Here is a 13,373-nt window from a genome sequence, read left to right on the forward strand (position 1 = left end):
GGACGAAGCGAACGGAGGGAGGCAGCGCCGGACCGCTATCTACCCCCGTCGGCCTCGGCGTCGGTCCCGCCGCCCTCCCGGTCGCCGGTGAGGCCGGCGTCGTCGAGGGCGTCCCGGACCGAGCGCACCACCCCCCGCCGGAAGTAGAGGAACAGCACGATGAGGAGCGCACCGAAGATGGCCGACTGCCACGACTGGAGGCTCTGTGCGGAACTCAGGAACTCCTCGATGCCGACGACGATGACGGCGCCGACGATGGGGCCGAGCGTGGTCCGCAGACCGCCGACGACGAGGACGATGAGGACGACGACGTCGACGGCGAGGAACGTGAACCCGCCGGGGAGGATGTAACCGGACTCCCGGGCGAAGAACGCCCCGGTGAGGCCGATGAGGAACGCGGCGACGAACCCCGCGATGGTCTTGTAGCGAACCACGTCGATGCCGATGGATTCGGCGGCGATTTCGTCCTCGCGGATGGCGTCGAAGGCGACGCCGTACTTCGAGTGCACCAGCCTGAGGTAGACGCCGAGCGTCGCCACGAGGAGGAGCAGCACGAGGTAGTAGAGGACGAGTTTCTCCTCGACGCCGATGGCCTCTGCGACGACGCCGAGTTCGAAGTACTCGTAGGGGAAGCCGGTCGACCCGCCGGTGAGGTCGCGGGCGCCGACGAACACCTCGCTGAACACGAGTTGGAGGTTCAGCGTGAGGATGGAGATGAGCACGACAGTGAACTTCCGCTTGGCGGAGACGTAGCTGACGAGGAGGCCGATGAGGCCGCAGACGAGCGCCGCGACGGGGAGCGTCACCCACGCCGAGACGGACAGCGCATCAGCTAGAAGCGCCGTCCCGTACGCGCCGACGCCGGCCAGTCCGCCGACGAACAGGAACAGTTGGTCGGTGTGGCCGAAGACGATGTTCAACGCGACGGCGAACAGCGCGATGAGGAGCAGGTGCGCGAGCACGCTCTCGTAGTAACTGCTGCCGAGCACCGCGAGGGGAGCGACGGCGAACAGCGCCGCCACGACGGCGACGTTGCGCGCCTCCGCTCCGAGCGACGGTCGAGCGCTCATGATATCGCCTCCGGTCGCGCGAGGAGCACGACGATGGCCGTCACGAACAGGATGATGGTGGCGATGTACGACCCCACGAAGAAGTTGGCGAACTGGTTGACGAGGCCGAGGAGGACGCCGGCGGTGACGGCGCCGACGAGGCTCCTGACGCCGCCCACGATGGAGATGATGAGCGCGAACGTCGTGAACTGGAACCCGTTCGAGACGGCGACGGCCGACCCGGCCGCGAACACCAGACCGCCGAGGCCGGCGACGGCCGCCGAGAGGACGAAGATGAGCGTCCGGATGCGCCGCGGGTTGACGCCGACGAGCCGCGCGCCGGTCTCGTCTTGGAACACCGTGCGAGTGGCCTTCCCGAGGAAGGTTCCGCGGAGGAACCCGAACAGGACGGCGAGGACGACGGCGCCGACGACGAGGATGACGAGCGACCCGCCGGTGAGCGTCGCGCCGCCGACCGAGACGGTGCCGACGTTCAGCGGAAGCGTGTACCGCGACGGGAAGTAGTTGATGAGGACGCCGTCTAAGAACACCGTCAGTCCGAGCGTCGTGAAGATGCCGAGGAGGATGCGCTCTTCGCCCTCCGAGCGGTAGACCAGGGAGAGGATGGTCCGGTCGACGACCAGTCCGAACGCCGCGACGGCGACCAACGCGACCACCGCCGCGACGACGAGACCCATCCCGCTCTCGACGACCACCGTCGCCACGAGCACCGCCATCACGGCGAACGTGCCGATGGCGAGGTTGAGCACCTCTCCCAGCCCGAAGACGAGTGTGATGCCGACGCCGAGCAACGCGAGGAACACGCCGAAGGCGAGGCCGTCGACCGCGACGCCGAGGAGCGTGCTAACCGTCACCATGAGAGTCACCTGCGGCGTCGAGCGGACGGTCGGCTCCGCGGAGGAAGCCGAGCGGTGCGTCGACGGCATCCCGCGTGAGAGGCGAGGTCACTGGTCTGCGGGGAGTGCGGGCAGCGCCTCGGTTCGGAACTGCTCTTCGAAGCCGAAGTTCCCGTCCGGGTAGTACGACGGCGCCTCCGACGTCAGCTGGCTGTATATCTGCACCTGATTCTTCAGTTCGCCGTTCTCCGTGTACTCGATGGGGTTGGCGAACAGCGTGTCGAACTGGATGCTGCGGATGGCGTCGGCGATGGCCGTCGAGTCGGCGGAGCCGGCGTCCTCGATGGCCTGCGCCAGCATCTTCCCGGAGACGTAGCCGTAGGCGCTGTGCGTGTCGAACTGCTCGCCGCGCGCCTCGCCGAACCGCTGGGCGACCTCCGCGAACTCGTCGCTGTAGACGTCCGTGTTGTGGACGTGGGTGAACCCGCCCTCGAAGGCCAACTCTCCGAGGGCGCCGGCGATGACGCCCGGCGGGAAGCTCGGACCCGTGATGACCTCCGGCGAGTAGCCGAGTTCGTTCAGTTGGCTGGCGATGGTGAGAGAGCCCGGCGGGTGGCCCGTCGCCACCATCATCTCGAGGTCCTGCGGGTACTTGCGGATGAACGACTTGAAGTCGCTCGCACCGACCGGCGCGGCCTGCACGTTCACGTCCACGTCGAAGTGCTCTTGGATGCCCGCCTCGACGGAGCGACCCCACGCGTAGTCGCCGATGATGGCGCCGACCTTCGAGTAGCCCGCGTCGGCGACGAGGTTCGCCTGCGCCTGCATCGTCGTGGCCGCCGGGAGGAGGCCGACGCGGAACGTGTACGTCGTGTCGGGCGTGATGGCCTGGTTCGTCCCCGACATGTGCAGGAGCATCGGCACTTCGAGTTCCTGCGCGGTGCGAGCGGTGCGGATACCGACGTCCGAAGAGACGGGACCCGTCGTCGCCACCGCGTTCTCCTGCTCGACGAAGCGCCGGAAGATGGAGTCGGCCTGTCCGGCGTCGCTCTTCGTATCCGCCTCCACGATTTCGAGCGGTCGGCCGCCGAGGACGCCGCCGTCGTCGTTCACCTCTTGGACGGCGAACGCCAACCCGGCGCGGTGGGCGTTCCCCCACGGGGTGAACGACCCCGAGAGCGGCTGAAGCGACCCGATGACGATGGAATCGCCGGAACTCCCGCCGGAGCCGCCGTCCCCGCTCTGGCTCGTTCCGCCGTCGTTGCCGCCGCCCGCGCCGGTTTCGGACTCGCCGTCGGACCCGGACCCGGCGCCCGCGCATCCGGCGAGAAGCCCGACGCCCGCGACACCGCCCGCTTTCAGGAAGCTTCGCCGTCGAAATCGTCTTCGGTCAACCATGAGTGTCACAATTGTTCAGGAGTATAAATAGCTTTGTAGTGTATTCTCATCTGTGAACATTAGAAGGAAACGGCGGCGCCGCGTTTCGACACCGCCGATCCGCGCCTCACGGCCCGCGTGACGCGTTCAGCGTCCGACGACCCGCGAGTCACGGACTCGGCAGTCGGGGGCAGCGAGGCGTGGATTTATCACCGCCGCCGGGAGTGTCTCCCGTATGCCAGCGGACAAGACGACGAGCATGGCCGAGGCCGTCGGTCGCATCGAACCGGGCAGCACCGTCGCCGCCGGGTTGGCGTTGGAGCACGCCATCCCGTTCGCGGCCGGTCACGAACTCGCGAGGCAGGGCACGGACGACCTGACGCTCGTCGGCCCCATCAGCGACGTGCTGTTCGACCAACTCGTGGGCGCCGGGTTGGTCTCCCGCGTCCGGGCGGCGTGGACCGGAAACGTCAGCGCCGGGAGCGGCTACAACTTCCGGCGGGCCGTCGAGGCGGGCGACCTCTCGGTGGAGAACCACTCGAACTTCTCCGTCGCCCTCTCGCTGCACGCGGCGGCGCTGGGCGTCCCCTACCTGCCGACCCGGTCGCTCCTCGGCAGCGACATCGCCGAGGAGCCGCAGTTCCGAATCGCGGAGGACCCCTTCGAGGGCGAACGCGTCGTACAGGTGCCCGCCATCGCCCCCGACTGGGCGTTCGTCCACGTCCAACGCGCCGCGCCGACCGGGGACGCGCACCTCTGGGGCAACACCGGCGTCACGTACGAGGCCGTCCGGGCCGCCGAGCACGTCCTCGTCACGGCCGAGGAGGTGGTCGACCTCGACGTCATCAAGAGCGACCCCAGTCGGACGAGAATCACCCGCGAACAGGTCGACGCCGTCGTCGAGGCGCCGTTCGGCGCGCACCCCTCGCCGGTCGCGGGGCGGTACAACCGCGACAACGAGTACTTCCTCGAGTACGCCGACGCGACCCGCGACGCCGACGGCTTCGGCGCGTGGGCCGACGAGTGGGTGTACGGCGTCGACGGTCGAGAGGAGTACCGCGAGAAGGTGGAGCGCGACCTCTCCGTGCAGGAACCGACGACGGCCGCGGAGGTGACCTATGGCCAGTGAGAACGGAGCGGGGGCGGACGGGGCGAACGGAACGAACGGGGCGGACGGCGCCGACGGCTACACCGCCCGCGAGATGATGGTGAGCGCGGCGGCCCGCGAGATAGAGGACGGCGACGTGGCGTTCGTCGGGATGCGCCTCCCCCTCATCGCCTTCCAGGTGGCGGTCAGCACTCACGCGCCGAACGCGATGTCGGTGTTCGAGAGCGGCGTCGTCCGCGACGACCCCGCGGACGGCTTCCTCCACACGATGTGCGACCTGCCGAACCTCGACCGGGCCGTCTCGACGACGGGGATGCTCGACGTGATGGGGCGACTCGCCCGCGGCGACATCGACGTGGGATTCCTCGGCGGCGCCGAGATAGACCGCTACGGCAACCTCAACACGACGCGGGTCCACGCCGGCGACAGGGAGATTCGCCTACCGGGCAGCGGCGGCGCCTGCGACATCGCCTGCATGTCGGACCGAACGGTCATCCTCATGGCGCACGAACCGCGCCGGTTCGTCGAACGCGTCGAGTACGTCACCAGCCCCGGCCACGGCGAGGGCGGCGACTGGCGCGCGGAGGAGTCGGTGCCGGGCGGCGGTCCCTCGGCGCTCGTCACCTCGAAGGCGACGTTCGGGTTCGACGACGGCGGCGAACTCTACTTGCGGACGGTCCACCCCGGCGAGGACGCCGACGCCGTCGCCGCGGACTTCCCGTGGGACCTGCGGACGCGCGAGGACGTGACGGGCGACCCGGTCGGCGAGACGGCCGAACCCACCGACGAGGTGCTCTCGCTCGTCCGCGGGTTCGACCCCGACGGATTCTGGACAGCCGACTGATATAGTACGAAGAATCAGTAGGAACTACTATATCCCCCGCTCACGCAATTCGGCATGAGATGCAAGCACGTGTCCCAGCGGAGAAGCTTCCAGACTCGGGTACGGGGCCGGAACTGATTCACGCGGTCCCCGAAGCGCACTACCCGGAGACGGTGAACGTCGTCAGCGAACTGGTCGACAGGCACGTCGAGGACGGACGCGGGGGCGACCCGGCCATCCGGTTCACCGGGTACGACGACAACCCCGACATCAGCTTCGAGAAGGGCGCTATCTCGTACGCGGACCTGCAGTCGCGGGTGAACCGGTTCGGGAACGCGCTCTCCGACATCGGCGTCGAACCCGGCAGTCGCGTCCTCGTCCGCTTCCCGAACCGCCCGGAGGCCGTCGTCGCCTGTCTGGCCGCACAGAAGATAGGCGCCGTCGCGCTCCCGTCGATGAAACTCCTCCGAGCGGCCGAACTGAAGAAGATAATCAACGACGCCGGCGCGACCCACTGCGTGGTGTACGACGACCTACTCGACGAGGTCGACAAGGCGATGCCCGAGTTGGAGACGCTCGAAGAGGTGGTCGTCGCCGACCGCGGCGCGGGCGTCGACCACGACCACCGCGACTACGACGAACTGCTGGAGGGCGGCGACGACGAACTCGACGCCTACGAGACCGACCGGGACGACCTCGCGCTGATGCTGTACACGAGCGGAACCACGGGCGAACCGAAGGGGGCCATCCACACCCACCGGCAGGTGCTGGCGACCGCGGACACGTACGCTCGCTACTGTCTCGAACCCAGCCGCGAGGACGTGTTCGGCGGCAACCCGCCGCTCCCGTTCGCCTACGGCTACGGCGACCTCGTCACCTTCCCCCTCCGGTTCGGCGCGACGACGAGCCTCGTCGAGGACGCGAAACCGGCGGACCTCCTGCAGGCGGTCGAAGACCACGGCATCACGGTCCTCTGTACGGTACCGACGGCGTTCAATCAGATCCTGTCGGCGCACCCGAACGCGGCCGACGAGTACGACCTCTCGTCGCTCCGCGCTGGCATGAGCGCGGGCGAACCGCTGGCGCCGAGCACGTTCGACGCCTTCGAAGAGGAGTTCGGCGTCACCATCCTCGACGGCATCGGGACGACCGAGATGCTGCACATCTTCATCAGCCATCGGCACACCGACGACGTGGACCCCACGGCGACCGGATTCCCCGTCCCCGGCTACGAGTGCAAGGTCATCGACCCCGACACGGAGGAGGAGTTGCCGCGCGGCGAGGCGGGACTGCTGGCCGTGCGCGGACCGACCGGTATCGCCTACTGGGGTCGACAGGACAAACAGGAGGAGGCCGTCGTCGACGGGTGGAGCCTCCCCGGCGACATCTACGTCCACCGGACGGACGGCCGCCTGGAGTACAAATCGCGGCACGACGACCTCATCGTCTCCTCGGGGTACAACATCCCCGGTCCGGAGGTGGAGAACGTCCTTCAGGAGTTAGAGGCCGTCTCCGAGGTGGCCGTCATCGGCGCGCCGCACGAGGAACGCGGGCAGATAGTCAAGGCGTTCGTCGTCCTCGAGGAGGGCCACGAACCGAACGACGAACTCGTCGAGCAGTTCCAGACCCACGTGAAGAACACGCTCGCACCGTACAAGTACCCGCGCGCCGTCCAGTTCGTCGAGAACCTCCCGCGCACGGAGACCGGGAAGATCCAGCGTATCAAACTCCGCGAACGAGAACAGAACTGACCGACCGGAACGCCACTCGAACCGCCGACGCCGTCCGTATCCGTCGCTCCGCTCAATTCCTCCGCTACCGCCGTCGCCACCCCTACCGTTCGAGACGCGAGCGTTTATCCCTCGAACGTGAGACGTACCGCTCGTGACACGCTACTACGAGGACATCGACGTCGACGAAACGCACGACCTCGGTTCGTACACCGCCGACCGGACGGAACTCCTGTCGTTCGCCGAGCGGTACGACCCCCAACCCATCCACGTCGACCCGGACGCCGCGGCGGAGACGATGTACGGCGGACTCATCGCCAGCGGGTGGCACACCGCGAGTTCCTGCATGCGACTCCTCGTGGACGGCTTCCTCGCGGAGACGGCGACGCTGGGGTCGTTCGGCCCCGACGAACTCCGGTGGCGGAACCCGGTGTACCCGGGCGACACTGTCGGCGTCGAGGCGCGCATCCTCGGGAAGACCGAATCGACCAGTCGGGACGACCGCGGCTACGTCGAATCGGAGGTCGAAGGGACGAACGGCGACGGCGACGAAGTCGTCTACTGGCGCGCGACGAACATCTTCCTGCGAGAACCGGACAGCGAGGCCCGTCAGTGAGTCGGTAGCCGCGGTTCGTTCAGGTATCCGGTGAATTACTTTCCGAACCGGTAGCTGTTCACCCGATCCGTTCACAGAGGTGTAAACTCGAACGAGTCGGCGTTTCGCTGTCCGTTTTCCCAATTCTGTGCGAACATTTATGCGGTATGGGCAGAGACCGTCGTTCGAACGACCATGGCACGCACGTACACCACCTCCGAAGAGTACCTCCCCGAGGACACGGAGGGGGAGGTCACCCTGCAGGTGACGGACACGGAGTCCCGCGAGATATTCCGGACCCGGGCGCGCGTCTCGCGCGACCCCGAGGACCTCACCGATGCGGTCCCGCTGACGGTCGTCAAGGGGCCGCACGAGAACAGACAGGAGCAGTGGTTCATCGACTTCATCGAGACGGACGTGGGGGAGGGCCACATCGACGAGGAACTCCTCCGGGAGTGTCTCCGCGAGGCGCGCGAGGGCTCGGACCTGATGAACGCGCGGTCGGAGGAACTGCGGGCGATGCTCCAGTACCTCGTCCGCACCGGCGAGTACGACTCGCTCTCCGACGCGGTCCGGTCGCTGCTGTCGGCGCAGCTCTCTCGGGAGTACCCCGAACTGGTCGAGGAGTACGTCGACCTCCGGACCGCGCTGGAGCGGGAGTCCGTCGCGGCGGCGTTCCGCGGGGAGGAGCGGTGAGCGAATCCGACCGACGGGTCGTCTCCGAACCCAGCCTGCGGTCGTACCTCGACGCGCTCGACGACCGGGGGGAACTCGTCCGCGTCACGGAGGAGCTATCGTGGGACCTCGAAGCGAGCGCCGTCGCAATGCGCGCCGGCGACCGGGACGGCCCGATACCGCTGTTCGAGAACGTTCGGGGGAGCGACGTGCCCGGCGCGCGGTTGGTCGGCGACCCGTACCGCGGGTCGCAGCGCAGGCCGTGGGACCGCATCGCGACGGCGCTGGGCCTCCCGGCGGACGTGGACAGCGAGACGTACTACGACGCGATGCTGGAACGGTTGACGGACCCCGTCGACCCGGTGACCGTCGACGCGACGCCCGAGGCCGCACCGTGCAAAGAGGTGGTTCGGACGGGCGAGGAGGCGCGACTGCTGTCGCTGCCGTGGCCGTACATCCACTCGGGCGACGGCGGGCGCTACTCGAACCTCCACACGCTCGTCGTCCCGGACCCCGACTCCGAGTGGGTCGACTGGTCGACCCACCGGATGATGATACACGACGACCGGCAGGGCAGCGTCCTGCTCCTGGCGGGCGAGCAGACGCCGAACCTCTACTACTACAAGTACGAACGGCGCGACGAACCGATGCCCGCCGCCGTCGTCGTCGGCGCGGAACCGGCCGTCCAGTGCACGTCGGTGATGTGGATTCCGACCGGGAGCGACGAGGCGCGGTACGCGGGCGGCCTCCGCGGCGCCCCGGTCGAACTCGTCGAGTGCGAGACGAACGACCTGCGCGTCCCGGCCGACGCGGAACTCGTCGTCGAGGGGCATCTCCTCCCCGAGAAGCGACTCGACGAGGGACCGTTCGGCGACTACTTCGGCTACATGCACGGCCCCAGGCGGTCGATGCCCGCGTTCAGGGTCGACGCCGTCACGCACCGCGAGTCGCCCATCATTCCGTTCTGCGTCGAGGGGACGGGCGCGGGCTACACCGAGAACACGACGAGTTCGATGGAGGTCGGCTGCGTCGGCCCGGACGCGACGCTCGGCCTGCGCGCGGCGGGGTTCGACGTGGTCCGCTGCGTGCCGTGGCAGTTCACGCCGCGGACGGCGTACGTGGTGGCGACGGCGACGAACGACCCCGGGACGCTCCACGAACTGGCGAACTTCATCTTCACGACGTGGGGGATGCTCCACATCGACTTCTTCATCTTCGTCGACGCCTGCGTCGACCCCTTGGACACGCGGGAGGTGTTCGAGGCCATCGCCCTGCACGCCGACCCCGACGCCGACTTCCACCAGTTCGGGGTCGAGACGATGCCGAAGGTGCCCCTGAACATCTACCAGACGCCCGACGAGAAGGGCGACGCGCAGACCGGCACGTCGAAGGCGAAGACCGCGAAAGCGTACATCGACGCGACCGGGTCCGCGGGAGCGCGGCCGTCTGTCGTCTCCGAGTCGAGCAGGGAGCGCGCGCGCGAACTGCTCGCCACGGCCGGCGTCGCGGACGCCTCCCCACGGGAGAGGGACGACGCGGGCGGCGCGAGAGGCGCGGGCGACGTTCCGGGCGCGGGAGGCGAGCGCTGATGGAGTTCCGAGAGACCGTCGAGGCGCTGGCGGCCGCCGAGGACCTCCTGACGGTCGAGGACCCGGTTTCGGACCCCGACCTCGCGTTCGCCCTCGCCGCCGAGAGCGCGCGGTCGAACGGCCCCGCGATGCTGCTGACGGACGTCCCCGGCGTCGGGCGACTCGCCTGCGGGGTGCGGGGCGGCCCCGACCGGATGGTCCGGCGGCGACGACTGCCGTGGAGCCGAATCGCGCTGGGATTGGGGCTGCCGGCGGACGCGACGTACGAGACGATGCTCGAAGCGCTGTCGACCGCTCCCGCGGAGCGCCCGTCGCTGCGGCGCCGGGCCGCCGCCGCGAGCGGGCACGACCGGGACGCCTCGGCGCTCTGCCTGCCGACGGTGTCGTCGAGCGACCGGCCCCTTATCTCCGAGGGACTGCTCGCGGTCGAAGTCGACGGGCGGCAGTTCTGGGCGCCCGTCCGCGGCGACGTGCGCGGGCGGACGACGCTGCGCCTCCACGTCCCGGACACCGTCGCGAGCCGCGTGGAACCGGGGCCGGCCACGGTGGCGCTGGGCGTGCCGACGGCGGCGCTGATGGCCGCGCATCTCTCGTGCGCCCGGACGCACCCGTGGCGGGCGTGGACCGCCCCGGAGATAGCCGCGGCGCTGGACGACGTGCCCGTCGCACCGCACGCCGGCGGCCTCGTCCCGGCGAGCGCGGAAGTCGTTCTCGACGGCGACGTCGCTCCGACCGGCGAACCGGCCGCCGGACCCCGCGCGGCGTGGGAGGGCGTCGCGGACGCCGCGGCGGTGACCGTCTCCGTCGACCGGGTGGCGACCCGGCCGGACCCGCTCGTCCCCCTCGCCCCGGTGGGCGAACCGCTCGGCGACGACATCCACCAGACGAGCCTCGTCGAGGGGGCGCGCCTCCAGTCCCGCGTGAACGGCTACTGGGGCGTCTCGCCGGTCAGTTGGATCGGGCTACCGGTCGAGGCGCAACTCGGCGTCTGCTTCGTCGCCAGCGAGATACTGTACGCCGGGTTCGAGTGGCAGTTGGCGAACACGCTGTTCTCGTTCGCCACGTCGTTCGACAAGGTGGTCGTCCTCGACGTCGACGCCGCGTTCGAGGACCTCGCGCGGGCGCTGGACGACATCTGGGTGAAGGCGCATCCCTCGCACGACTGGGTGTTCAGCGAGGCGGCCGCGCCCGCCGCGGCCGCGCCGGCGTACCGGCGGGACGGGCAGACGGGGTCGAGGCTGTTCGTCAACGCCGCGTGGGACCCCCGCTGGGACGAGGAGTTCATCGCGCCGGAGGTGAACTTCGAGCTGATGTACCCCCCGGAGGTACGGCGGACGGTCGAAGAGCGGTGGGCGGAGTTGGGGTTCGACGGCGACGAGGATGCGAGCGACACGGACGACGCGGTGGCAGGAGGCGACGACGGCAATGAGTGACCCGCACCGAATCGCCGTCAACGAGGGGTCGCCCGAGGGGTCCAACAGCGCCTACGTGCTCCCGGACCGCGGCGTGGTGGTCGACCCCGGACCGCCCGGCGACGACGACTTCGAGCGGTTGCGGGCGGGTGTCGAGGCGAGCGGACTCGCTCTCGGGGACGTAGAGCACGTCGTTCTCACGCACTGGCACGCCGACCACGTCGGCCTCGCGCCGCGACTCGCCGACGCCGCGGACGCGACGATTCACATGCACCGACGGGACGCGCCGTTACTCGCGGAGTACCGCGAGGCGCGCCGCCGGCGAGTGCGACGGGACGCGTCGGTGCTGGCCGGGTGGGGCGTCCCCGAGGAGCGTATCGAGGAGGTCCGAGAGCGGGACGCTCCCTCGCCGCTGCCCGACCGGACGCCTGTCGTCGCCCACGAGGACGGCGACGTCGTCGCCGGCGGCGAACTCCTGCACGCGCCGGGACACACCGAGGGACACCTCGCGTACCGGTGCGACGACGCCCTGTTCGTCGGCGACGCCGTCCTGCCGACGTACACGCCGAACGTCGGCGGGAGCGACACCCGCGCTGAGAACCCTCTGCCCGATTACCTCCGGACCCTCCGGCGGTTGCTCCGACACGACGGGGAGTGCTACCCGGGCCACGGCGACGACCTGTCGCTCCGCGAACGAGTCGGGGAGATTCGCTCGCACCACCGAGAGCGGGCCGGACGGGTCGCAGAGCGCCTCGGCGTGCACGGCGAGGCGACGCCGTGGGAACTCGCGGTCGACCTGTTCGGCGAGATGCGAGGCGTCCACGTCAAGTTCGGCGCCGGGGAGTCGGCCGCGCACCTGAGAGCGCTGGCCGCGGCGGCGGAGTCGCCCGTCTCGCGGGTCGGGTCCGACCCCGAGCGCTACGCGCTCACCGGTCGCTCGGCGGAGGCAGTCCTCGACTCGCTCTTCGAGTGAGCGCGGGTCCGCCCTCGGACGGTCGTCGCGGTCCGGCGCGCGAGGCGCGCTCTCGTTGCCACCGAATCGTCCCGAATTCGCTCGCAGTCGCCCGTTTACAACGTTGTCAACGTCCCGGCGGTCGCAGCGTCGAGAACAATCTCCGGCTCCGACCATTACAGTAGTAGAAGTGGTCGTTTCCCTTCGTGTTCGCCTGCAGGTTATCCCTCGCACGATGGGGGCGGACGTTCATGAATCTTCACCGTCGAGTTCGCAGATGCCGTTAGCAGATTTGTAAACGGCGGATCGAAAACGCGCTCCGTTCGGGGTCGAAGACCGGCGGAGAACGGGAACCGGGGAGCGATTAGGGGCCGGAGTTCGATTCGAGTTTCAGGTCCGAACGCGCCCGCGCGACGCACGTGAGCACGTAGCCTTCCTCCTTCTCGCTGCCGGAGAGGAACATCCCTTCCGTCTGTTCGACGTCGCCGTCGACGACGCGGATAGCGCTACAGACGCCGCAGACGCCCATCCGGCACTGGTAGGGGAGGTCGAGGCCCGCCTCCTCGGCCGCTTCGAGTATCGGTTTGTCCGCCGGCACCTCGATAGTGCGCCCCTCGTTCACGAATTCCACTTCGTACGTTTCTGTCATCAGTCCACCTGTCGCTCGTACACGTGTTCGACCGGAGAGAACCCCATCCGCTCGTACGCTTTCCGCCCCTGGTCGTCGCCCTCGATGACGTCGACGCGGCAGAACGTGACGTCGCGGTCGGACTCCGAGAACCACTCGACGGCCGCCTCCACTAGCGCATCGCCGACGCCCTGGTCGCGATGGGACTCGGCGACGTAGTGGCCGTTGATGTAGCCGTGGTCGGAGAGGCGGAAGATGGGGTGGTCGCCCGTGAGTCGGGCCTCGATGACGCCGACGATGTCGTCCCCGTCGACGGCGATGAACACGGCGCCGTACTTCGAGTCGACGAGTTGGTTCTCGAAGTACTGGAGCCACCGGTCGTCGGCGTCCTCCTTGTGCTGGTATCGCTCGTCGTACTCCGAGAGGTGCTCGGTGAACCCGTGCCAGAGGTCGAGCAGGGCCTGTCCGTCCTCGGTGGTCGCCCGCCGGATTTCAACGTCCATGTCAACTCATGCGGACCCCCGAGCAAAAAGGTGTATCGGAGGGGGGAGAGCGCCGTCCGCCGCTCGAATCTCACA

The 13,373-nt window shown here is 69.1% G+C and carries 13 protein-coding genes; 8 read left to right on the top strand and 5 right to left on the bottom strand.

Translation table 11 applies throughout. The annotated features are described in order from the left end of the window. Positions 1–35 precede the first annotated feature (35 nt). From NDI79_RS15240 to NDI79_RS15250, 3 genes are all read right to left on the bottom strand, one after another. On the bottom strand, positions 36–1,070 hold the full coding sequence (locus tag NDI79_RS15240; protein WP_310929438.1) for a branched-chain amino acid ABC transporter permease: 1,035 nt from the start codon (positions 1,068–1,070) through the stop codon (positions 36–38). Next, entirely contained in the window at positions 1,067–1,927 is an 861-nt protein-coding gene (locus tag NDI79_RS15245) for a branched-chain amino acid ABC transporter permease (protein WP_310929439.1), read from the bottom strand. Before NDI79_RS15245 ends, NDI79_RS15240 begins: the two co-directional genes overlap by 4 nt. Before the next feature lie 87 nt (positions 1,928–2,014). Further along, complete coding sequence (locus NDI79_RS15250; protein ID WP_310929440.1) at positions 2,015–3,304, bottom strand: ABC transporter substrate-binding protein; 1,290 nt, start codon at positions 3,302–3,304, stop codon at positions 2,015–2,017. 214 nt (positions 3,305–3,518) lie between these two features. On the opposite strand from NDI79_RS15250, the gene NDI79_RS15255 reads away from it, so the two are divergent. The 8 genes from NDI79_RS15255 to NDI79_RS15290 all read left to right on the top strand — a co-directional run bounded on the left by NDI79_RS15255 (position 3,519) and on the right by NDI79_RS15290 (position 12,188). Next, positions 3,519–4,412, top strand: coding sequence for a CoA transferase subunit A (locus NDI79_RS15255; protein WP_310929441.1), 894 nt, complete (start codon positions 3,519–3,521; stop codon positions 4,410–4,412). Beyond that, the gene (locus tag NDI79_RS15260; RefSeq protein WP_310929442.1) at positions 4,402–5,235 is read left to right on the top strand and encodes a CoA-transferase subunit beta; all 834 of its coding nucleotides are present in this window, start codon (positions 4,402–4,404) and stop codon (positions 5,233–5,235) included. The genes NDI79_RS15255 and NDI79_RS15260 overlap by 11 nt, the downstream gene beginning before the upstream one ends. Before the next feature lie 59 nt (positions 5,236–5,294). Next, positions 5,295–6,965 carry an acetate--CoA ligase gene (locus tag NDI79_RS15265; RefSeq protein ID WP_310929443.1) on the top strand — a complete coding sequence of 557 codons (1,671 nt, stop codon included), beginning with the start codon at positions 5,295–5,297 and terminating at the stop codon, positions 6,963–6,965. Positions 6,966–7,098: 133 nt separating this feature from the next. Beyond that, the gene (locus NDI79_RS15270; RefSeq protein WP_310929444.1) at positions 7,099–7,560 is read left to right on the top strand and encodes a MaoC family dehydratase; all 462 of its coding nucleotides are present in this window, start codon (positions 7,099–7,101) and stop codon (positions 7,558–7,560) included. A 174-nt stretch (positions 7,561–7,734) separates the two neighbouring features. Then, positions 7,735–8,235: a hypothetical protein gene (locus tag NDI79_RS15275; RefSeq protein WP_310929445.1), complete on the top strand. Its 501-nt coding sequence runs from the start codon at positions 7,735–7,737 to the stop codon at positions 8,233–8,235. Beyond that, positions 8,232–9,803, top strand: a complete 1,572-nt coding sequence (locus NDI79_RS15280; RefSeq protein WP_310929446.1) for a UbiD family decarboxylase — start codon at positions 8,232–8,234, stop codon at positions 9,801–9,803. Before NDI79_RS15275 ends, NDI79_RS15280 begins: the two co-directional genes overlap by 4 nt. After that, complete coding sequence (locus NDI79_RS15285) at positions 9,803–11,236, top strand: UbiD family decarboxylase domain-containing protein (RefSeq protein WP_310929447.1); 1,434 nt, start codon at positions 9,803–9,805, stop codon at positions 11,234–11,236. The genes NDI79_RS15280 and NDI79_RS15285 overlap by 1 nt, the downstream gene beginning before the upstream one ends. Beyond that, entirely contained in the window at positions 11,229–12,188 is a 960-nt protein-coding gene (locus NDI79_RS15290; RefSeq protein WP_310929448.1) for an MBL fold metallo-hydrolase, read from the top strand. The genes NDI79_RS15285 and NDI79_RS15290 overlap by 8 nt, the downstream gene beginning before the upstream one ends. Positions 12,189–12,531: 343 nt before the next feature. Here NDI79_RS15290 and NDI79_RS15295 read toward each other — a convergent pair whose 3' ends face one another. Both NDI79_RS15295 and NDI79_RS15300 read right to left on the bottom strand, forming a co-directional pair. Beyond that, positions 12,532–12,816 carry a 2Fe-2S iron-sulfur cluster-binding protein gene (locus tag NDI79_RS15295; RefSeq protein WP_310929449.1) on the bottom strand — a complete coding sequence of 95 codons (285 nt, stop codon included), beginning with the start codon at positions 12,814–12,816 and terminating at the stop codon, positions 12,532–12,534. Beyond that, positions 12,816–13,298, bottom strand: coding sequence for a GNAT family N-acetyltransferase (locus tag NDI79_RS15300; protein ID WP_310929450.1), 483 nt, complete (start codon positions 13,296–13,298; stop codon positions 12,816–12,818). Before NDI79_RS15300 ends, NDI79_RS15295 begins: the two co-directional genes overlap by 1 nt. Positions 13,299–13,373: the final 75 nt, after the last annotated feature.

Origin of the sequence: Halogeometricum sp. S3BR5-2 (assembly GCF_031624635.1) — an archaeon.
In the GTDB taxonomy this organism is placed as follows: Archaea; Halobacteriota; Halobacteria; order Halobacteriales; family Haloferacaceae; genus Halogeometricum; species Halogeometricum luteum.